The sequence below is a fragment of the Streptomyces barkulensis genome (genome assembly GCF_002843305.1).
Lineage (GTDB): Bacteria > Actinomycetota > Actinomycetes > Streptomycetales > Streptomycetaceae > Streptomyces > Streptomyces barkulensis.
Genome location: NZ_PGSG01000021.1, coordinates 1 through 18457, shown reverse-complemented (window position 1 = coordinate 18457; position 18457 = coordinate 1). Strand labels below are relative to the sequence as shown.

18 protein-coding genes and 1 rRNA gene are annotated in these 18457 nt (G+C 71.3%); 12 read left to right on the top strand and 7 right to left on the bottom strand.

Annotated features, from left to right (window positions below; genetic code table 11):
- Nucleotides 1-365 precede the first annotated feature (365 nt).
- The 4 genes from pstS (at nt 366) to pstB (ending at nt 4512) form a co-directional block, all read left to right on the top strand.
- Nucleotides 366-1493 carry a phosphate ABC transporter substrate-binding protein PstS gene (pstS, locus tag CUT83_RS04465; RefSeq protein WP_101254567.1) on the top strand — a complete coding sequence of 376 codons (1128 nt, stop codon included), beginning with the start codon at nt 366-368 and terminating at the stop codon, nt 1491-1493.
- A gap of 138 nt (nt 1494-1631) precedes the next feature.
- Nucleotides 1632-2627: a phosphate ABC transporter permease subunit PstC gene (gene pstC, locus CUT83_RS04460; protein WP_101254566.1), complete on the top strand. Its 996-nt coding sequence runs from the start codon at nt 1632-1634 to the stop codon at nt 2625-2627.
- The gene (pstA, locus tag CUT83_RS04455) at nt 2627-3703 is read left to right on the top strand and encodes a phosphate ABC transporter permease PstA (RefSeq protein ID WP_101254565.1); all 1077 of its coding nucleotides are present in this window, start codon (nt 2627-2629) and stop codon (nt 3701-3703) included. The genes pstC and pstA overlap by 1 nt, the downstream gene beginning before the upstream one ends.
- A gap of 32 nt (nt 3704-3735) precedes the next feature.
- Entirely contained in the window at nt 3736-4512 is a 777-nt protein-coding gene (pstB, locus tag CUT83_RS04450; RefSeq protein ID WP_101254564.1) for a phosphate ABC transporter ATP-binding protein PstB, read from the top strand.
- A 260-nt stretch (nt 4513-4772) separates the two neighbouring features.
- Here pstB and CUT83_RS04445 read toward each other — a convergent pair whose 3' ends face one another.
- Both CUT83_RS04445 and CUT83_RS04440 read right to left on the bottom strand, forming a co-directional pair.
- Entirely contained in the window at nt 4773-5768 is a 996-nt protein-coding gene (locus tag CUT83_RS04445) for an inorganic phosphate transporter (RefSeq protein WP_101254563.1), read from the bottom strand.
- Between the two features lie 5 nt (nt 5769-5773).
- Entirely contained in the window at nt 5774-6394 is a 621-nt protein-coding gene (locus CUT83_RS04440) for a DUF47 domain-containing protein (RefSeq protein ID WP_093847262.1), read from the bottom strand.
- 205 nt (nt 6395-6599) lie between these two features.
- On the opposite strand from CUT83_RS04440, the gene CUT83_RS04435 reads away from it, so the two are divergent.
- Entirely contained in the window at nt 6600-6920 is a 321-nt protein-coding gene (locus tag CUT83_RS04435) for a metal-sensitive transcriptional regulator (protein ID WP_101254562.1), read from the top strand.
- A gap of 53 nt (nt 6921-6973) precedes the next feature.
- On the opposite strand, the gene CUT83_RS04430 is transcribed toward CUT83_RS04435, so the two are convergent.
- Nucleotides 6974-7240, bottom strand: coding sequence for a hypothetical protein (locus CUT83_RS04430; RefSeq protein ID WP_420882436.1), 267 nt, complete (start codon nt 7238-7240; stop codon nt 6974-6976).
- A gap of 57 nt (nt 7241-7297) precedes the next feature.
- Nucleotides 7298-8155 (bottom strand): SCO4651 family lipoprotein, encoded by an 858-nt coding sequence (locus CUT83_RS04425; RefSeq protein WP_101254561.1) that lies wholly within the window; start codon nt 8153-8155, stop codon nt 7298-7300.
- 87 nt (nt 8156-8242) lie between these two features.
- Here CUT83_RS04425 and CUT83_RS04420 point away from each other — a divergent pair, with 87 nt between their 5' ends.
- Nucleotides 8243-8425: a hypothetical protein gene (locus CUT83_RS04420; RefSeq protein WP_101254560.1), complete on the top strand. Its 183-nt coding sequence runs from the start codon at nt 8243-8245 to the stop codon at nt 8423-8425.
- Between the two features lie 149 nt (nt 8426-8574).
- On the opposite strand, the gene CUT83_RS04415 is transcribed toward CUT83_RS04420, so the two are convergent.
- The gene (locus CUT83_RS04415) at nt 8575-9249 is read right to left on the bottom strand and encodes a phosphatase PAP2 family protein (protein ID WP_101254559.1); all 675 of its coding nucleotides are present in this window, start codon (nt 9247-9249) and stop codon (nt 8575-8577) included.
- 214 nt (nt 9250-9463) lie between these two features.
- A complete protein-coding gene (locus CUT83_RS04410) occupies nt 9464-10390 on the bottom strand; it encodes a C40 family peptidase (protein WP_240958043.1) in 927 nt (308 codons plus the stop codon).
- A 157-nt stretch (nt 10391-10547) separates the two neighbouring features.
- Between CUT83_RS04410 and CUT83_RS04405 the strand changes: the two genes are divergently transcribed.
- The 6 genes from CUT83_RS04405 (at nt 10548) to CUT83_RS04380 (ending at nt 18063) form a co-directional block, all read left to right on the top strand.
- On the top strand, nt 10548-10856 hold the full coding sequence (locus tag CUT83_RS04405) for a DUF8827 family protein (protein ID WP_093658653.1): 309 nt from the start codon (nt 10548-10550) through the stop codon (nt 10854-10856).
- Nucleotides 10857-11396: 540 nt separating this feature from the next.
- On the top strand, nt 11397-12188 hold the full coding sequence (locus tag CUT83_RS04400) for a DUF8175 domain-containg protein (protein ID WP_101254557.1): 792 nt from the start codon (nt 11397-11399) through the stop codon (nt 12186-12188).
- On the top strand, nt 12178-13500 hold the full coding sequence (locus CUT83_RS04395; RefSeq protein WP_101254556.1) for a hypothetical protein: 1323 nt from the start codon (nt 12178-12180) through the stop codon (nt 13498-13500). Before CUT83_RS04400 ends, CUT83_RS04395 begins: the two co-directional genes overlap by 11 nt.
- Nucleotides 13497-15047, top strand: coding sequence for an SCO6880 family protein (locus CUT83_RS04390; protein WP_101254555.1), 1551 nt, complete (start codon nt 13497-13499; stop codon nt 15045-15047). Before CUT83_RS04395 ends, CUT83_RS04390 begins: the two co-directional genes overlap by 4 nt.
- Nucleotides 15048-15061: 14 nt before the next feature.
- Nucleotides 15062-16504, top strand: coding sequence for an ATP-binding protein (locus CUT83_RS04385; RefSeq protein ID WP_101254554.1), 1443 nt, complete (start codon nt 15062-15064; stop codon nt 16502-16504).
- A 2-nt stretch (nt 16505-16506) separates the two neighbouring features.
- Nucleotides 16507-18063, top strand: coding sequence for a type VI secretion protein (locus CUT83_RS04380; protein WP_420882437.1), 1557 nt, complete (start codon nt 16507-16509; stop codon nt 18061-18063).
- A gap of 179 nt (nt 18064-18242) precedes the next feature.
- Here CUT83_RS04380 and rrf read toward each other — a convergent pair.
- Nucleotides 18243-18359, bottom strand: a 5S ribosomal RNA gene (rrf, locus tag CUT83_RS04375).
- Nucleotides 18360-18457 lie beyond the last annotated feature (98 nt).

The window sequence follows — 18457 nt, the reverse complement described above, 5'->3', positions numbered from 1 at the left end:
CGTACCGGCGCCGCCCCCCTGCCGCTCCACGCGTCTCCCTTCCACGCACGTCACACGGTCCCTACCCGCGCGTAACGAGTCACAGCCGGGGATGGTGCCACGTCGGCCCCTTCCGCAACAGAGGGCGCGGCCCGGCCCCGCCCCCGGCACACCGGCGGCCGCGTCAACTGCACCGTCCGCCGAGGTTCACCTCGCGTTCACTCTCGGCCGTCGGGCACTTCACCTGTCCTGCCTAATTTCAGCCTCATGGGGAGCGCGCCCGGTCGCCGGCGGACGCGGACCGCCCCACATGCTGAACACGAGACCCGGACACACCTCACCGCTTGCCGTCCCCACCGGCGGGCCCCAGGAAGGAACTGAACGAAGTGAAGCTTCAGCCCACCAACCGGCTCCGCACGCTCGCCGTCGGCGCCGCCGTGGTTTCCAGCGCACTGGTCCTGAGCGCCTGCGGCTCGGACGACAACACCGGGGGCGGCAACGAGGGCGGCGGCACCAAGGCCGCCAGCAACATCAAGTGCGACGGCGAGGGCAACCTCCTCGCGTCCGGCTCCAGCGCCCAGAAGAACGCGATGGACATCTGGGTCAAGAACTACCAGGCGGCCTGCGAGGGCTCCGCGGTCAACTACAAGCCCACCGGCTCCGGTGCGGGCATCCAGGAGTTCCTCCAGGGCAAGACCGGCTTCGCCGGCTCCGACTCGGCCCTGAAGGAGGAGGAGGTCGAGCAGTCCAAGGAGGTCTGCGAGGGCGGCCAGGGCATCAACCTGCCGATGGTCGGCGGCCCGGTGGCCGTCGGCTACAACCTGGCCGGCGTGGACGACCTGGTCCTGGACGCCGAGACCATCGCCAAGATCTTCGACTCGAAGATCACCAAGTGGGACGACGAGGCGATCAAGAAGCTGAACCCGGACGCCGAGCTGCCGTCCACCAAGATCCAGGCCTTCCACCGCTCCGACGAGTCCGGCACCACCGACAACTTCACCGAGTACCTGCACGCCGCCGCGCCCGACGCCTGGAAGTACGAGCCCGCCAAGGCCTGGGCCGGCAAGGGCGGCCAGTCGGCCGACGGCTCCTCCGGTGTGGCCACCAACGTCAAGAACAACGACGGCGCGATCGGCTACTTCGAGCTGTCCTACGCCACCGGCAACAGCATCCCGACCGTGAAGCTCGACACCGGCGCCGCCGAGCCCGTCGAGGCCACCGTCGACAACGCCACCAAGGCCATCGCCGCCGGCAAGGTCGTCGGCGAGGGCGACGACCTCGCCATGGAGCTGGACTACGCCACCAAGGCCGAGGGCGCCTACCCGATCGTCCTGGTGACCTACGAGATCGTCTGCGACAAGGGCAACGACAAGGAGTCCCTGGACCTGACCAAGTCCTTCCTGACCTACACGGCCAGCGAGGACGGCCAGAGCGCGCTGGCCGACGCCGGCTACGCCCCGATCCCCGACGAGATCATCACCAAGGTCCGCGAGACCATCTCCTCCCTCTCCTGACACAGCAGACGGCCGGCCCCGCACCCCAGCGGGGCCGGCCGCACGGCCGCGTCCGCACACGTGACCGCTCCGCACGCGACCAACCCATCCGGTGCACCGCCGCCAGGGGATGACACCCCTAACCAGACCGGAGAAACCATGGACATAGCACCCACCGCCTCCGCAGCCCCGCAGAATCCACCACCGAAAGCTCCCTCCGGCAAGGACTCCGCCACCCGTCCGGGCGACCGGATCTTCCTCGGTCTCTCCCGGGGCTCCGGTATCGCGCTACTGGTGATCATGGCCGCCATCGCGGTCTTCCTCACCTGGCGCACCCTGGTCGCCCTCGCCGAGAACGAGGGCAACTTCCTCACCACCTTCGAGTGGAGCGCCAACGCCAACCCGCCGGTCTTCGGCATCGCGGTCCTGGCCTACGGCACGATCGTCAGCTCGATCATCGCGATGGTCCTGGCGGTCCCCGTGGCCGTCGGCATCGCCCTGTTCATCTCGCACTACGCGCCGCGCCGGATCGCCACCCCGATGGCGTACGTGGTGGACCTGCTCGCCGCCGTCCCCAGCATCATCTACGGCCTGTGGGGCGCCCTGTTCCTGGTGCCGCACCTGACCGGCCTGTACAAGTGGCTCGACCAGTTCTTCGGCTGGACCGGCGTCTTCGCCTACAACGGCGGCGCCCCGCGCTCGCTGTTCACCGTCGGCGTCCTGCTGGCGATCATGATCCTGCCGATCGTCACCAACGTCAGCCGCGAGGTCTTCAAGCAGTCCCCGAAGATGCAGGAGGAGGCCGCGCTCGCGCTCGGCGCCACCCGGTGGGAGGTCGTCAGGATGGCCGTCCTGCCCTTCGGCCGCTCCGGCGTGATCAGCGCCTCGATGCTCGGTCTGGGCCGCGCGCTGGGCGAGACGATGGCGGTCGCCACCGTCCTGTCCCCCAACTTCCTGATCAACGTCAGTCTCCTCAACCCCGGCGGCGGCACCTTCGCCCAGAACATCGCCGCGGGCTTCAAGGAGGCCGGCGACATCGGCCGTGACGCCCTGATCGCGTCCGGCCTCGTCCTGTTCGTCATCACCCTTCTGGTGAACGGCGCGGCCCGGCTGATCATCGCCCGCCGCAAGGAATACTCGGGGGCGAACGCCTGATGAGCAACGCAGTCATGGAGAAGCCCCCGGTCACCGTGCCGCCCTCCGGCGGCACCCTCAAGCAGCCCCGCCTGCCGCGCTGGGCCCCCGCCGGCCTCGCCCTGCTCTCCGCGGGCGTCGGCGCCGGAGCCGGCCTGGTGTTCGGCCTGGCCAGCCGCATCCAGTGGGGCCTGATCGCCGCGATCGTCTACGTCGCGGCCACCTACGCCCTCACCACGGCCGTCGAGGGCCGCCGCCAGGCCAAGGACAGGCTGGCCACCAGTCTGATCTGGGTCAGCTTCCTGGTCGCCGTCCTCCCGCTGGCCTCCCTGATCTGGGAGACGATCGCACGCGGCACCAAGGTCCTGGACGGGTACTTCCTCACCCACTCCATGAGCGGTGTGATCACCCTCCAGCCCGGCGGCGGCATCTACCACGCGATCGTCGGCACCATCGAGCAGGTCGGCATCGCCACCCTGATCGCGGCGCCGATCGGTCTGCTGACCGCGATCTACCTGGTCGAGTACGGGCGCGGCAAGCTCGCCACGGCCGTCACCTTCTTCGTCGACGTCATGACCGGCATCCCCTCGATCGTGGCCGGCCTGTTCGTCCTGTCCTTCTGGATCATCATCCTGGACTTCGGCTACTCCGGCTTCGCCGGCGCCATGGCGCTGGCGATCCTGATGATGCCGATCGTCGTGCGCTCCACCGAGGAGATGCTCAAGCTCGTCCCGAACGAGCTGCGCGAGGCGTCCCTGGCGCTGGGCGTGCCCAAGTGGCGCACCATCCTCAAGGTCGTGCTGCCCACCGCGATCGGCGGCATCACCACGGGCGTCATGCTCGCCGTCGCCCGTATCGCCGGTGAGACCGCGCCGATCCTGCTGCTGGTGTTCGGCGCCCAGTCGATCAACAACAACCCCTTCGAGGGCGCCCAGTCCTCCCTGCCGTACTACGTCTACGAGCAGTGGGCCAACGGCAACGAGGCCTCCTACGACCGCGCCTGGGCGGCGGCCCTCGTGCTGATCGCCTTCGTGATGATCCTGAACCTGGTGGCCCGCGGCATAGCCCGCTGGAAGGCCCCGAAGACCGGCCGCTGACCGGCCGCACGAGCAGAAGAGAAGTGATTCCCATGGCCAAGCGCATCGACGTCAGCGGCCTCACCGCGTACTACGGCTCCCACAAGGCGATCGAGGACATCTCCATGTCCGTCGAGCCGCGCTCCGTGACCGCCTTCATCGGCCCGTCCGGCTGCGGCAAGTCCACCTTCCTGCGCACCCTCAACCGCATGCACGAGGTCACCCCCGGCGGACGTGTCGAGGGCAAGGTGATGCTCGACAACGAGGACCTGTACGCCGGCGGTGTCGACCCGGTCTCCGTCCGCCGCACCATCGGCATGGTCTTCCAGCGCCCCAACCCGTTCCCCACCATGTCGATCTACGACAACGTGGCGGCGGGCCTGCGGCTCAACGGCTCCTACAGGAAGTCGCAGCTCGACGACGTCGTCGAGAAGTCCCTCAAGGGCGCCAACCTCTGGAACGAGGTCAAGGACCGCCTGAACAAGCCCGGCTCCGGCCTCTCCGGCGGCCAGCAGCAGCGGCTGTGCATCGCCCGCGCCATCGCGGTCGAGCCGCAGGTGCTGCTGATGGACGAGCCGTGCTCCGCGCTCGACCCGATCTCCACCCTCGCCATCGAGGACCTGATCTCCGAGCTGAAGGAGCGGTTCACGATCGTCATCGTGACCCACAACATGCAGCAGGCCGCGCGCGTGTCGGACCGCACCGCCTTCTTCAACCTGGCGGCGGTCGGCCAGCCCGGCAAGCTGATCGAGATCGACGACACCGAACGCATCTTCTCCAACCCCTCGGTCCAGGCCACCGAGGACTACATCTCGGGCCGCTTCGGCTGATCCGGCCGGTCCCGGCCCGTCCCGGCCGTCTGCGGTGCTGCATGGCGGTGCCACCGCAAGACGAAACGCCCGCCCCCGGCTCCCGGGGGCGGGCGTCCCACGTTCGGGCCTGCGGGAACACGGACTCAGCCCGCGACCACCCGCACCGCCCAATAACTCACCGCGGCCACCAGCGCGGCAGCCGGCATCGTGATACGGCACCACCCGGGGGCAACCCCCGAACCCCCGGCCGGACACCCCCGCACCACCGGAACACGGACTCAGCCCGCGACCGCCCGCACCGCCCAATAACTCACCGCGGCCACCAGCGCGGCAGCCGGCATCGTGATGAACCAGCCGAGCACGATGTTCTTCGCCACCCCCCAGCGCACCGCGCTGACCCGCTTGGTGGCGCCCACGCCCATGATCGCGGAGGTGATCACATGGGTGGTGGAGATCGGGGCGTGGAACATGAACGAGGCGGTGTACATCACCGACGCCGCCGTCGTCTCGGCGGCGAACCCCTGCGGCGGGTCCAGTTCGATGATCCGGCGCCCCAGTGTCCGCATGATCCGCCAGCCTCCGGCGTACGTCCCCAGCGACAGCATCAGCGCGCAGGCGATCTTGACCCAGACCGGGATCTGCCCGTGGTCCTGGACGTCCGCGATCACCAGGGCCATCACCACGATGCCCATCGTCTTCTGCGCGTCCTGCAGACCGTGGCCGAGCGCCATGCCCGCGGCCGAGACCGTCTGGGCCATGCGGAAGCCGCGCTTGGCCCGCTGCGGATTGGCCCTGCGGAACAGCCACATGATGGCCACCATCACCAGGTAGCCGAGCAGCAGGCCGACCAGCGGCGAGACGAACATCGGGATGACGATCTTCGAGAACACCCCGGACCAGTACACCGCGATGCCGCCCGCCAGCGCCGCGCCCACCATGCCGCCGAACAGCGCGTGCGAGGAGGAGGACGGCAGGCCGAAGTACCAGGTGATCATGTTCCAGGCGATCGCGCCGACCAGCGCCGCGAACAGGATCGCCATTCCGCTCTGGCCGTGCGGGGTCTCGATCAGCCCCTCGCTGACGGTCTTGGCGACGCCGCTTCCCAGGAAGGCGCCCGCCAGGTTCATCACCGCCGCCATCAGCAGTGCGGCCCGGGGGGTGAGCGCGCGGGTGGAGACGGAGGTGGCGATGGCGTTCGCCGAGTCGTGGAAGCCGTTGGTGTAGGTGAAGAAGAGCGCGACCCCGACGGTCAGTACGAGCGCGAAGGTGTCCACGTGGTTCAGGACTCCTTGACGGCGATGGTCTCCACCGTGTTCGCCACGTGCTCGAAGGCGTCGGCCGCCTCCTCCAGGACATCCACGATCTGCTTGAGCTTGAGCACCTCGATCGCGTCGTACTTGCCGTTGAACAGATGGGCCAGCAGCTTGCGGTGGATCTGGTCGGCCTGGTTCTCCAGCCGGTTGACCTCGATCCAGTACTCGGTGAGGTTGGCCATCGTCCGCAGGTTCGGCATCGCCTCGGCGGTCAGCTCGGCCGCCCGGGCCAGGACCTCGATCTGCTGCTCGACCCCCTTGGGCAGTTCCTCGACCTGGTAGAGGACGACGAGGTCGACGGCCTCCTCCATGAAGTCCATGATGTCGTCGAGCGACGATGCGAGCCGGTAGATGTCCTCACGGTCGAACGGCGTGATGAACGAGGAGTTCAGCTGGTGGAAGATCGCGTGGGTGGCGTCGTCACCGGCGTGCTCGGCGGCACGCATGCGCTCCGAGATCTCGGCCCGGGCCGAGGTCTCCGCCCCGAGCAGTTCCATCAGGAGCTTCGAGCCCGTGACGATGTTGTCCGCGGAGGCCGCGAACATGTCGTAGAAGCTCGTCTCCCTGGGGGTCAGACGAAAGCGCACTGGGATTCCTCGAGGTGCATCGTTGTCGGTCTCGATGATGCTAGGCGCATCATCCGGCCACATCGAACCGGCGTCCTTCAGTGTCACCCATCGGACCACACGTTCCGTACCCGGGGATCCACGCCCCCATCACCACAGAACGGAAAATTCGGTACCATATACCCGGTGGGGGTATTGATCCTCACAGCGACCACGGGAGGACCGTATGACGACCACCGACGCCCGTCCAGAGACCGTCCACGGTCCGCACGGCTACGCCAAGGAGAAGGACGCCCACCTCAAACGACTGCGGCGCATCGAGGGCCAGATCCGCGGCCTGCAGCGCATGGTCGAGGAGGACGTCTACTGCATCGACATACTCACCCAGGTCTCGGCGTCCACCAAGGCCCTGCAGTCCTTCGCCCTCCGGCTGCTGGAGGAGCACCTGCGCCACTGTGTGGCCCAGGCGGCCACCGAGGGCGGCGAGGAGATCGACGCCAAGGTGGAGGAGGCCACGGCCGCCATCGCCCGGCTGCTGCGCACCTGACGCCCGTCCCGTACCGCCTGTCCCGCCCCGTTCCGCCCGGGCCCGGGCCGCGGTCAGGGCCGCGGCAGGCCGCGGCCCTTCCGCTCGTGGTCGCGCCCGACCCGCAGCACCTCGTCGATACGGGCGGGACTGAGCCGGTCCTCGACCGCGGCCGACGCCGCGATCATCAGCTCCCCGTAGAGCTCGATCTCGTCGAGGGCCACGTGGTCCTCGGCCAGTGGACCGCTGTTCTCCCCGGACACCCGCACCACCACCTCCGCCTCCCCTCCGACGCAGCCGAACTCCAGAGTAGGAAGAAGCGCGTCCCGCGCGCATGGCACGTCCGGACCATTTCGCGCCGCCGCTCCCGGCCACGCCCCGGCGCACTCCCGCGCTCCCTACGGCGCGGCGATCCTCCCGGTGTAGATGTCCTCCGGCTCCGGCAGCTCGACCTCCACCGGCACGCCGAAGCCGTACAGCGACGTGGTGGAGACCACCGTGGCGTCGCCCTCCCCGCCCGGGGCGCCCGCCGCCCGCGGGAAGGAGAAACGGTGCCGGACCTTCCGCAGCCGCCCGCGCTCGTCCACATAGGCGTCGAAGGCCACCGTCCGGTTCGAGAGTCCCTCCGCCGCCGCGGCCAGCTGCCCCCGCGAGCGCGGCTCCGCCTCCCTCGCCGCCGCCGCGAGGTCCACGGTGCCCCGGTAGTGCCGCACCGTCTCCCCGTGGAGCCGCTCCTCACCGTGGAACGACGCCGACCGCACACCGCGCAGCAGCTCGGCGGCGCTGATCGGGTCGGTGGCGCCCCCCGTGACCAGATTCCCGTCGGGGAGGGTCGCCGTGTCCACCCGCACCCACTTGCCGTCGGGCACGCCCGCGCCCCGGTTCCTCATGTACAGCGCGCCCGGCGTGACCAGTTCCACGACCCGGCGGCGCCCGCTCTCGCCGGTGGCCTCGCCCGGCAGCACCACCCTCAGCCGCCCCGTCCGCCTCCCGTAGTCGAAGACGCCCGTGCCCCGGATGGTGACCCGGGTTCCGCCGTTGGTCATCTCCACCGCCGTACTCGTCCGGGAGGTGCCCGACCCGGCCAGCGCCCCGGCCGCCTCCCGGACGGCGGCCCGCGCCTCGGCGGCGCTCACGTCGGCGGCGGCGGCCCCCCGCCCGGAGCAGCCCGCGGCGGTGAGGACCGCCAGCACCGTCCCGGCGCAGACCGCGCCGACCGCCGTGGTCCGGCCCTTGCTCCCCCGCTGCACCACCATCGTCTGACGACCCCCAAATACGCGTATCGGAACCCGTTCCGACTAACGACGCCTCCGCGCCCCCGTCACGGCCGGTACCGTGACCGTGTGCAGCAGGACGACAGCCAGGGGGTGCCGCCCCAGCGGCCGGCGCCACCGCAGGAGCATCTGATCTCGACCGTGGAGAAGGGGCCGTTCTGCAGCGCCGCCTGCAGTTGCGGGTGGCGCGGTCCGGCCCGGCGGGCCCGCGGGCGCGCCCGTGCGGACGCCGCGGCCCATCAGGAGGCGTGAGGTCCGCCGGGAGACGTGAGGCCCCGTCGGGAGAACGGCGCCGAGGACGGCGAACGGCCGCCGGGGCATGTGCCCCGGCGGCCGTGAAGCTTCTCCGGCGCCCGGCGCCCGGCGCCCCGAACCCTCGGGCGCCCGTCTCCCGGAGTCCCTCAGGCGACCAGATCCCGGTCCTGCGGCCGCCGCTCCGCGTCCGGCTCCCCGGCCCGCGCCGCCGACTCCGGCGAGACGCTCACCAGCCGGCCGATCCGCGGCGAGGCGGCCATAGCGCGCATCAGCGGCGTCAGCAGCGCCAGCGCCACCGGCGCCAGCAGCAGTGCCACGGCCGTGCCCAGCGCCAGGCCGCCGATCACGTCGGTGGGGTAGTGCACCCCCATGTAGATGCGGCAGACCCCGGCGAACACCGCCACCAGGATGCCGACCAGCCCCAGCCGCCGGTTGACCATGAAGATCCCCACGGCCAGCGCCATCGCCAGCGTCGCGTGATCGCTGACGAACGAGAAGTCCTTCTTCCCGTCCACCAGCACCTCCAGCCCGTCATGGGTCAGAAAGGGTCTGGGACGCTCCACGAACTCCCGGATCGGCACGTTGACCAGCACCGCCACCCCGGCCGCCAGCGGCGCCCAGACCAGCCCGGCCACCGCCGCGACCGCGTCCGGGCGGCGCCGCGCCGTCCACCAGGCCCACAGGCCCAGCACCGCCAGCGCCACGATCGTGCCGTACTCGCCGACGTACTCCATGAGGTGGTCGGCCCAGTCGGGGGCCTGTCTGGCCAGTCCGTTGATGTCGTGGAGCAGCTCGACGTCGGGGTTGTCCCATTCGGCCATCGCAATGCTGCCCTTCACTCTTCGCTGCCGACCCCCGTGGTAGCGGAATGCTCGTTCCGGACAAGGAAACGCCCTGTCCCGGCCGTACGTTCCGACCTCCACCGAACGATCACCCGGACGTTATCGGAGGGTGACCCGTACCTGAGGCTTGAGGGCCGAGATCCGGGTACCGCGGCCGCACACCGCGTCACCGGGGCGGCGGCCGCCCCGGGGTTCACGACGCCGTGGGCCTCGTCGCCCCGAAGTAGTCGGGGGAGTCGATCGGGTCGAAGCGGATCACCGCGCCCGTGTACGGCGCGTCGATCATATAGCCACCGCCCACGTAGATCCCCACGTGGTGGATCGACCGCGAATCGGTCAAGTCGTGCGCGAAGAAGACCAGATCACCCGGGAGCAACTCGTTGCGCCTCGGGTGCGGGCCGGCGTTCCACTGGTCGTTGGCGACCCGCGGCAGCTCGATGCCCACGCTCGCGTACGCCGCCTTCGTCAGACCCGAGCAGTCGAACCGCCCGCCGTCCTCCGGAGTGCCGTCCCCGCCCCACAGATACGGCGTCCCCAGCTTCTTCTGCGCGAAGTCGATCGCCCCGGCGGCCTGCTTCGTCGGCGACAGGCGCCCGGCGGGCGCCGCGAAGCTCTTCTCCAGCTTCCGGATGACCTTCACGTAGTTCTGGGTCTCGCGGTACGGCGGCACCCCGCCGTACTTCGTCACCGCGTAGGGGCCCGCGTTGTAGGCGGCCAGCATGTTGTCCGTCGGATCGCCGGGCACCCCCCGGACGTTCTTCGCCAGCGTGCAGTCGTACTTGGCCGCCGACGGGATCGCGTCGGCCGGATCCCACACGTCGCGGTCGCCGTCACCGTCGCCGTCGACACCGTGGACCGCCCAGGTGCCCGGGATGAACTGGGCTATCCCCTGCGCCGCGGCGGGGCTGCGCGCCTTCGGGTTCCAGCCGCTCTCCTGGAAGAGCTGGGCGGCCAGCAGCGCCGGATTGAGCGCCGGACAGTAGTTGCCCCACTTCTGCACCAGCGGCCGGTACGCAGCCGGCACGGCGTTCTTGGCCAGCGCGACCGCGCCGCCCCGCCCGCCGAACAGGTTCGACGCGGCGCTGTACGTGCCCACCACGAGCAACGCCAGCAAGCACATGACGAGCCCGAAACCGATCCCGATCGCCACCCACGCCTTCCGCACCCCTCAACCCTCCCCCATCCGAAAGGAGTTCACTGCCGATTCGGCCGCAACCGTGTCAGAATCCAAGTGAAGCGCAACTTTCGACAACCCTCACCGGGGCGGTGAACACAGCATGTTTCTGGCAGCCGAAAAGGGCGACATCACCACCATCATCGGCGGAATCGCCCCCGACTGGGGCCCGTTCGGATCACTGGGCAACGAGGCCCGCGTGATGATCGAGGTCGTCATGGCCGTCGCCATCCTCCTCTGCCTCGGCATCGCCATCTGGGGCGCGGCCAAACAGCGCATCGGCGCCACGGCGCTGCGCGACACCTTCAGCGCGGAGCAGGGCAAGGGCCTGATCGTGGCGGGCCTGACCGGGGTCTTCATCATCGGTTCCCTCGGCACGCTCTTCACGATCGTCTACGGCATGGCCGTGTAGCCGCGCACCGCCCCGCCTCCCCCTCCGGCCGCCGCCCACCGGTGCCCGGCTCCCGGACGCGTCCGCGTGCCCGGCGAGCGGACCGGACCGCCCCGGACCGCCCCGTGCACCACCGGCCGGCGGTACACGCCCCGGACGGCGGGCGGCTGACGCCCCGTGAGAACCGTCACGCCCGCGGGGCCGGGCACCTCCCCCTCCGGTCGCGTTCCGGCGGCCGGCGGCGGACACCGCCGGCGCCGGCCCGGCCGCCCCGGAGGGGCCCGGCCGCCGAACCGCTCCCCCCACCAGGAAAAAGAGCACCGCAGCGATGCACCAGCCCAGGATCCGCGCCCGCCCCGGCCGGCTCCCCTCCTCCCCCACCGGAACGCGACCGGAGGGCGCGAGGCGGCCCCACCGGGCCGGGGCCGGCGATCCACCGCTCACGGTGCGGAAGCGATCCCGCACACACCGGTCCCACAACCGCCCCGGCGGAGTTAACGTCAAGGACAGGGCACGACGACAACCGGGCGGCGCCCGGGCGACCGAGAGGGCACACGCACGATGAGCATCGGCGGCGATGGCGGGTACGAGGACGACGTCGTCGACGCGTACGACGAGCCCCGGCGGCAGCCCGTCCGGGTGGGCCGCAGCATGGTGACGGTGGTGGGCGTCGTCGTCCTGCTGATCGCGGCCATCGCCTTCGCCAACAGAGGCGGCGACGACACCCCGCCGGACGGCGGCGGCCCGCAGGCCCGTGAGGACGCCCGGCCCACCGCACCCACCGGCGAACGCCCCGTCACCGGGCGGTCGGGCGGCGTGCCCTCGGGCTTCCCCCGCACCGAGCAGGGCGCACAGAGCGCCGCGGCCAACTACGCGGTGGCGCTGGGCGGTACGGGCATGTTCGAGACCGAGCACCGGCACATGCTCGTCGACACCCTCTACACCCCCGAAGCCGCCGCACACGTCAAGGACCGGCAGGACAGGGCCTATTCGAAGGCCCTCTTCGAGCGCCTGGGGCTCACACCCGAGGGTGAGGCCCCCGAGGGCATGACCTTCGTCTCACGCACCGTCCCCGTCGGCACCAGGGTGACGGAGTACGAGGGCGACGGCGCCACCGTCGAGGTCTGGTACACGGGTCTGGTCGGCATGGCCGGCGAGGAGTCCACCCTCCCCGTGACCACCACCTGGAAGACCTGGACCTTCCGGCTGAGGTGGACCGGATCCGACTGGAGGATCGCCGAGGACTCCCAGAAGGACGGCCCCGCCCCCGTACCGGGCGACATCCGGGCCTCCACCGCCGAGGACATCAGCAGGGCCGTCGAGGAGTACGGAGGGTTCACCTATGCCCGTTGACCGAGCCGGCCGCCGCGCCCCGCGCCGCGCCCTGTCGCTCGCCGCACTCCTGGCGGGCCTGCAGGCCGCAGGGCTCTGGCCGGCCGCCCGTGCGGCGGCCGACGAGCCGACACCCTCGCCACCGGCCGAAGAGGAGCCGGACGCCTGCGAGGAAGAACTCGACGGCCCCATCGGGGACCTGTGCGAGACCGACGGGCCCGGCAGCGGCGGCGCCGACTCCGACCCCCTGTCCACCCTCGACCCCCTCTCCTCCCTCGCCCAGGGCTGCGCCGAGGCCGCCGCCTGGATCGTCGACAAGCTCTCCGAGGCCGTCTCCTCCACCGCCACCGTCGACTTCACCAACCCCGCCTTCCTGCGCCAGTACGCCGTCGTCTTCGCCGCCTCGACGATCCTCACCCTGGTGCTGTGGCTGCTGGCCGTCGCCAAGCGCGCCGTGCGCGGCATCCCCCTCACCGAGGCCCTCACCGAGGCCATCGGCTTCCTGTGGCTGACGGTCCTCGCCTCCGCCTTCACCCCCCTGATCCTCTACACCCTGGTCACCGCGACCGACGCCGTCACCGACGTGATCGCCGCGGGCACCGGATCCGACACGGACAAGTTCTTCGGCTCCTTCTCCGAGGCTCTGAAGAAGGGCGACGACATCGGCGGCGGCCCGATCATGCTGATCGTCGTCTCCCTCGTCTCCGTCCTCGCCGCCGGCGTCCTCTGGCTCGAACTCGTCATCCGCGCCGCCCTGCTGTACGTCGGCGCCCTGCTGGGCACGGTCGTCTACGCCGGGCTCGTCGACAAGAACCTGTGGGGCCACGTACGCCGCTGGGCGGGCATCATGATCGCGGTGATCCTCGTCAAGCCGGTCATCGTCATCGTCCTCGGCCTCGCCGGGGCGCTCGCCTCCGACGAGGGCCCGAACGCCTTCTCCGCGATCGTCTCCGGTCTGGCGATCATCCTGCTCGCCATCTTCGCCAGCGCCATGATCTACCGCTTCGTCCCCGGCTTCGGCGACGAGATCGTCCGCCAGCGCAACGCCAGTGCCGACCCCGCCTCCCGTACGGCCGCCGCCGTCGTCTCCTCCCCCGCCGCGATGCTCCGCCAGGGCATCACCACCCACAGCGCCCGCGGCGGCGCCGAGGGCGGCAGCGGCGGCGGGCAGTCCGGCGCCGCCCCCCGGCCCGCCAACCCGGTCTCCGGCGGTGTGGCCGCCCACGCCTCGCGCGGCGACCGGACCTCCTCCCGGCCCGCCGCGCCGCCCCCGTCCCGCACGGGCAGCGGCGGCGGCACCACCAGCAACCGCACCGGAGGTGATCGCGGATGACGACCCCGTCCCACACCGTCGCTCCGCGCCGCACGTACATGATCGGGCGCGCCCGTCCCAACGCCGTCGTCGGCAGGAACCGGGAGACGGGCGAGATCGCGCTGATCGTCGCGGGCGCCTTCCTCGGCATGATGAGCGGGCTCCTCGTCCCCGTCCTGTCGCTGCGCATCGCCCTGCTGGTCGGCTTCCCGCTGCTCGCCCTGGCCGCGGTGTACGTCCCCTACAACGGCCGGACGTACTACAGGTGGTTCGAGATCAAACGCAGTTACCGGCGCCTGCTGCGCCGCGGCACCACCTACCGCTCCACCGCCGCCGAGGCCGGCACCCGGCTGGACGGCACCGAGGTGGACATCCCCGCGCCCCCCGGCGTCGGCCGGGTCAACTGGCTGTCCGCGCCCTTCGGGCCCGACGAGATCGCCGTACTGCTCCACGCCGACCGCCGCACCGTCACCGCCGCCATCGAGATCGAGGGACCGGGCGTGGGCCTGCGCGACAGCGAGGACCAGGAGGCCCTCGTCGACCGCTTCGGCACCCTCCTCAAGCACGTGGCCAACGGCGACGGCTTCGTCACCCGCCTCCAGATGCTCGCCCGCACCCTCCCCGCCGACCCCGACGCCCACGCCAAGGACGTCGCACAGCGCGGCGACGAGCGGGCCGCACCCTGGCTGCGCGACTCCTACGAGCAACTGCTGTCGATGGTCTCCACCTCCAGCGAGCAGCACCGCGCCTACCTGGTGGCCTGCATGCACTACACCCGCGACCTGGCCGCCGAGGCCACCGCGATCGCCAAGGCCACCCGCGCCTCCACCGGCCGCCGCCTCACCCGCGACGAGGGCCTGGCCGTCGTCATGGCCCGTGAACTGACCGACATCTGCGCCCGCCTCGCCGAGGCCGACATCCGGGTGCGGCAGCCGCTGGGCCAGTCCCGCATGGCGTCCCTGATCCACTCCATGTACGACCCGGACCACCCCATCGACCACATCCAGGCCATGAGCCGCCGCAACGCCTGGCCCGCCGAGCTGGACGCCTCCGAGCCCACCCACCTCCAGGCCAAGACCCGCGAGTCCGCCACCCGCGCCCCCTGGTGCCACGCCACCGCCTGGGTCAAGGAGTGGCCGATGACCCCCGTGGGCGTCAACTTCCTCGCCCCGCTGCTGGTCCACACCCCCGACGTGATCCGCACCGTCGCCGTCTGCATGGACCTGGAGCCGACCGAGGTCGCCATCGAGCGCATGCTGACGGAGAAGACCAACGACGCCGCCGAGGCCAGCCGTGCCGCCAAGATGAACCGCACCGTCGACCCGCGCGACGTGGCCGCCCACAGCCGCGTCGACCAGCGCGGCGAGGACCTCGCCTCCGGCGCCGCGGGCGTCAACCTCGTCGGCTACATCACCGTCTCCTCCCGCAACCCCGACGCCCTGGCACGTGACAAGCGCACGATCCGGGCATCGGCCGGAAAGAGCTACTTGAAGCTGGAGTGGTGCGACCGCGAGCATCACCGTGCGTTCGTGAACACCCTGCCGTTCGCGACCGGCATCCGCCGCTGAGGAGGCGCAACACCATGGCCGCGTTCGATCCGCTGACCGCCGTCACCGACGCCTTCACCAGCTTCGTCTTCGGCAAGACCGAGACCACCCGCCTGCCCGTGCGCACCTCCACGGGCCAGGCCCAGGCCGTCTACCTGCCCACCGCCGCGCCCGGACTGGGCGACTCCGGAGTGATCATCGGCCGCGAGGTATACAGCGGCAAGGGCTACATCTACGACCCCTTCCAGCTCTACGGCCAGCAGCTCCCGGCCCCCCACTGGCTGGTGCTGGGCGAGTCCGGCAACGGCAAGTCGGCGCTGGAGAAGACCTACATCCTGCGCCAGCTGCGCTTCCGCGACCGCCAGGTCGTCGTCCTGGACGCCCAGGGCGAGGACGGCGTCGGCGAGTGGAACCTGATCGCCGAGCAGATGGGCGTCACCCCCATCCGCCTGGACCCGACGGCCGCCCTCGACCAGGGCATCCGCCTCAACCCGCTGGACCCGTCCATCACCACCACCGGCCAGCTCGCCCTGCTGCGCACCATCATCGAGGTCGCCATGGGCCACGGCCTCGACGAGCGCGCCGGCTTCGCGCTGAAGGTCGCGCACTCCTACGTCAACGACACCGTCACCGGACGCCAGCCCGTCCTCACCGACATAGTCGAACAACTGCGCCATCCGGAGCCGGAGTCGGCCGAGGCGATGAACGTCGCCCTGGAGGACGTGCGCGCCTGGGGCCTGGACGTGGCCCTCGTCCTGGACCGCCTGGTCGACGGCGACCTGCGCGGCATGTTCGACGGCCCGACGACGGTGGGCATCGACCTCGACGCTCCCCTGACCGTCTTCGACCTCTCCCACATCGACCGCAACTCCATCGCCATGCCGATCCTGATGGCCATCGTCGGCGTCTGGCTGGAGCACACCTGGATCCGCCCCGACCGCAAGAAGCGCATCTTCCTGGTCGAGGAGGCGTGGCACATCATCAACAGCCCGTTCGTCGCCCAGCTCTTCCAGCGCCTGCTGAAGTTCGGCCGGCGCCTGGGCCTGTCGTTCGTCGCGGTCGTCCACCATCTGTCGGACGTCGTCGACGGAGCGGCGGCCCGGGAGGCGGCGGCCATCCTCAAGATGGCGTCCACCCGCACCGTCTACGCCCAGAAGGCCGACGAGGCACGGGCCACCGGAAAGGTGCTGGGCCTGCCACGCTGGGCCGTGGAGATCATCCCCACCCTCACCCCCGGTATCGCCGTCTGGGACGTCAACGGCAACGTCCAGGTCGTCAAACACCTGATCACCGAGGCCGAGCGCCCGCTGGTCTTCACCGACCGCGCCATGACCGAATCCTCCTCGGCCGACTCCCCGGCCGGCTCCTCGCCCCACTCGCCCCCGCAGGACACCCTGGCCGACGAGCTCGACGCCGAGACCGAGTCCCGGGCCGCCGCGATGGAGCGGCTCGCACGCGCCGACGAGACGGTGGCCTGACGGTGGCCCGGGGCCACGGCAGAGCACCGGGGACGCAGGGCGGCGGTACGGACGCCCCACCGGACGCCCCGGCGGAGAGGGGCATCCCGGACGGCCTGCTGCTGGGCCTCATGGGCTTCCTGCTGGGCGTCACCGTCCTGTGCTGGACGGCCGCCGGGCTGGCCGGTCTCCTCGCCCACGGAGCATGGCCGCGGGGCGTCACCTTCGTCCGCACCCCGGCGGCCATGCGCGCGCTCGTCTCCGAACCGGGCGACCTGGCCGCCGCCTGGCCCGGCGCGCAGGCCGGCGCCCTGCCGGGGCCGGGCCTGTTCTGGGGGATCCTCATCAGTCAGGCGATGGTCCTGACGGTCCTGGGGTTCTTCGCCGCCGGCGCCGTGGCCCGACGGCGCGCCCTGCGCGCGGCCCGGCGGGCCGCACGGCAGGCGGCTCAGCACAAGGGCGCCCCGCCCACGCCCCACGAGACGGCCGCGGCGCCTCTCCCCGGCCCCGCAGAGCCCGGAACTCACGCAGTCGGCCCTCCTCCCCGGAGAGCGGCCCCCGCTCCCCCGCAGGAGCCCGTACCGGCCCCGGCGACCGTACGGGCCCATCCCGTCCCCGAGGCGTTCTCCGGCCCTCCCGTGGGCGTCGAGTACGGCACTCTCCACACCGTCCGGGCCGCCGACGCCCTGCGCGCCGCCCCCGGAGCCGCCCTCGTCGTGACCGCGGACCCCGCCCTGTGGGCGGAGACCGCGGGAGCCCGCGCCAAGCTCGGCCCCGTCCACGTCTACGACCCGGGACAGCTCACCGACGCCCCCGTGAGGCTGCGCTGGTCGCCCCACCACGGCTGCGACGACCGCCGTACCGCCGCCGCACGGGCCGCGGCCCTGCTCGCCCCCGTACGCAGCCCCGCACGGGCGGACGCGGCCGCCCACGACGCCGCCGAGACGCTCCTGGGCTGCTGGCTCCACGCGGCCGCCGTGGCGGGCGAGCCGTTCCGCCAGGTCCACCGCTGGGCCAGCGCCTCGGCGGGCTCCTCCTCGGAGGCCGTCCGGATCCTGCGCACGCACCCCAAGGCGGCGTCCGGCGCGGCGGGCGAACTGGAGGCGACCCTGATCGCCCACCCCGAGCGCCGGGACGCCGCCGTCCGCACCGTCCGAAGCGCTCTGTCCTGCCTGTCCCAACTCCACGTCCGCAACGCTTGTACGGCTCCGCGCACGGATGCGGCCGCCCTGGAATCCTTTGCGGCCGAATGGGGAACGCTCTATGTCGTGGGCGAAACCGTCGAGGATCCGCGCCGCGCCCCCGGCACGATGCCGCTCCTCACGGCTCTCACCGCGAGCGTGGTCGAGCACGGCCGCCGCATGGCCGCAGGGTCATCCGCCGGTCGGCTCGACCCACCACTCTCCCTGATCCTCCACAACGTCGCGGCGGTCGCCCCGATCCCCCAGCTGCCCGATCTCCTGGCGAACGGCGAGCCGACGGGCATGCCGACCCTGGCTCTGCTTCGCTCGGAGGCCCAGGCACGCGCCTGGTGGCCGCGGCTCGGCGAAGCCGAGCCGCCGGCGCGCCCCACACCCTGACCACCGCTGCTCACGAGGAGATCCGGAGCGACGAGCTGCGGGCTCAGGTACGCCCGCATACGGAGAAAGTACTCGCCGAGATCAGCCGACTCCGGCGAGGAAAAGCATGGAAGGAAAGCGTGAACGCAAAAAAGCCTCGGTCTCCGAGTCGAAACTCGGAGACCGAGGCCTCACAAATTGTTCGGCGGCGTCCTACTCTCCCACACGGTCCCCCATGCAGTACCATCGGCGCTGAAAGGCTTAGCTTCCGGGTTCGGAATGTAACCGGGCGTTTCCCTCTCGCTCTGACCACCGAAACACGGCGAAACAACAACCGCCGGCCAGGCGGGTCGTGGTCTCAGAACCCACACAGTGGACGCGAACATCTACGGTCAAGCCCTCGGCCTATTAGTAC

What these genes read in the sequence shown, in the direction of transcription:
- pstC (WP_101254566.1), top strand. Translation starts at nt 1,632, where the DNA reads ATGGACATAGCACCCACCGCCTCCGCAGCCCCGCAGAATCCACCACCG.
- pstA (WP_101254565.1), top strand. Translation starts at nt 2,627, where the DNA reads ATGAGCAACGCAGTCATGGAGAAGCCCCCGGTCACCGTGCCGCCCTCC.
- pstB (WP_101254564.1), top strand. Translation starts at nt 3,736, where the DNA reads ATGGCCAAGCGCATCGACGTCAGCGGCCTCACCGCGTACTACGGCTCC.
- CUT83_RS04435 (WP_101254562.1), top strand. Translation starts at nt 6,600, where the DNA reads ATGACGACCACCGACGCCCGTCCAGAGACCGTCCACGGTCCGCACGGC.
- CUT83_RS04425 (WP_101254561.1), bottom strand. Translation starts at nt 8,155, where the DNA reads ATGGTGGTGCAGCGGGGGAGCAAGGGCCGGACCACGGCGGTCGGCGCG.
- CUT83_RS04415 (WP_101254559.1), bottom strand. Translation starts at nt 9,249, where the DNA reads ATGGCCGAATGGGACAACCCCGACGTCGAGCTGCTCCACGACATCAAC.
- CUT83_RS04410 (WP_240958043.1), bottom strand. Translation starts at nt 10,390, where the DNA reads ATGTGCTTGCTGGCGTTGCTCGTGGTGGGCACGTACAGCGCCGCGTCG.
- CUT83_RS04405 (WP_093658653.1), top strand. Translation starts at nt 10,548, where the DNA reads ATGTTTCTGGCAGCCGAAAAGGGCGACATCACCACCATCATCGGCGGA.
- CUT83_RS04400 (WP_101254557.1), top strand. Translation starts at nt 11,397, where the DNA reads ATGAGCATCGGCGGCGATGGCGGGTACGAGGACGACGTCGTCGACGCG.
- CUT83_RS04395 (WP_101254556.1), top strand. Translation starts at nt 12,178, where the DNA reads ATGCCCGTTGACCGAGCCGGCCGCCGCGCCCCGCGCCGCGCCCTGTCG.
- CUT83_RS04390 (WP_101254555.1), top strand. Translation starts at nt 13,497, where the DNA reads ATGACGACCCCGTCCCACACCGTCGCTCCGCGCCGCACGTACATGATC.
- CUT83_RS04385 (WP_101254554.1), top strand. Translation starts at nt 15,062, where the DNA reads ATGGCCGCGTTCGATCCGCTGACCGCCGTCACCGACGCCTTCACCAGC.